Source organism: Chryseobacterium contaminans, assembly GCF_001684955.1.
GTDB lineage: Bacteria > Bacteroidota > Bacteroidia > Flavobacteriales > Weeksellaceae > Chryseobacterium > Chryseobacterium contaminans.
The window spans coordinates 1-1,031 of record NZ_MAYF01000222.1 but is presented as its reverse complement, the minus strand read 5'-3'; the positions used below and the strand labels follow the sequence as shown (position 1 = coordinate 1,031).

2 protein-coding genes are annotated in these 1,031 nt (G+C 25.6%); both read right to left on the bottom strand.

Annotated features, from left to right (window positions below):
- Positions 1–135: 135 nt before the first annotated feature.
- Positions 136–666 carry a hypothetical protein gene (locus BBH99_RS11975; RefSeq protein ID WP_066695848.1) on the bottom strand — a complete coding sequence of 177 codons (531 nt, stop codon included), beginning with the start codon at positions 664–666 and terminating at the stop codon, positions 136–138.
- Positions 663–899, bottom strand: a complete 237-nt coding sequence (locus BBH99_RS11970; RefSeq protein ID WP_066695846.1) for a hypothetical protein — start codon at positions 897–899, stop codon at positions 663–665. The genes BBH99_RS11975 and BBH99_RS11970 overlap by 4 nt, the downstream gene beginning before the upstream one ends.
- Positions 900–1,031 lie beyond the last annotated feature (132 nt).

Here is a 1,031-nt window from a genome sequence, read left to right as displayed (position 1 = left end):
TCCTTTTTTGAGGTTTGAAATGTTTCAGACTTATTATTTTTTTTGCAATAATAAAATAAAGTACATATCATAAAGAAGTATAGCGCTTTCATAGTATTATAGCTTATTTACTTATTGCTTTAGCTGCATTTTTTACTATTTTTCCAGATACATTTCTACAAAACGTTTATTCCTAAAAATCAAATTACAATCAGCGTACTGTTTACCATTTTTTACAATTAATTTAAACCCTTTTTTATCATTCAACAAAGTATAATCAGACTTCTTAAAATATTTTTTAAAAGTATTAATCGTTGTATTAGTATTTAGAATCAGAGAACTACCATTAACTTTAAGCTTTAAATTAAAATTCTTATTGGGTTTTACATAAGTTATAAATATTTCATCACTCAGATTTTCATTATAACTAAAAACAATATTTTTAGAAAAAACCGTATAAAAAATATCTTCAGATTTAAGTTCACAAAATGGTATATTTATTTCTTTTCCTGTAAATACTTTTGCATTCGTCTTAGTGTCATCAATATTTTTTCTAATATTTTTAAAATTGGTATATAACGGGTAATTATTAACCATAATATCTTTAAAGTCTATTGTATCATATTTTAATTGAGCATTTAGAACAATAGAGAAAAGTATCATGAGTATTATTTGTAATCTTTTCATTTTTCCTTCGGTTTTGTAATATTTACTTCTTGCCAAAACATAGTCAAACCATATTGTGCAGCTGATTTCAATCTTATTTTGTTTTTATTTGTCATACCCTTATAATTGTCTACAGCATACTTTTTTTGTGGAATATTAAAAAATTTCTGCCCAAACTTTGCTGAAACAGCCGATTTCCAAGAGTTATAATTGTCATTGTTAATATCCCAACCCATAACATTTACTTTAAACATAAATTTACCATTAGAAGAAATATCAGGATTATCATTAGGCAGATGTGTCTGCTCTGCACCATCCCATTGTTTTGCACCATTACTATAATCTTTTCCCTCAATTAACGCATTATTTCAGCTGCTATCGAGAAT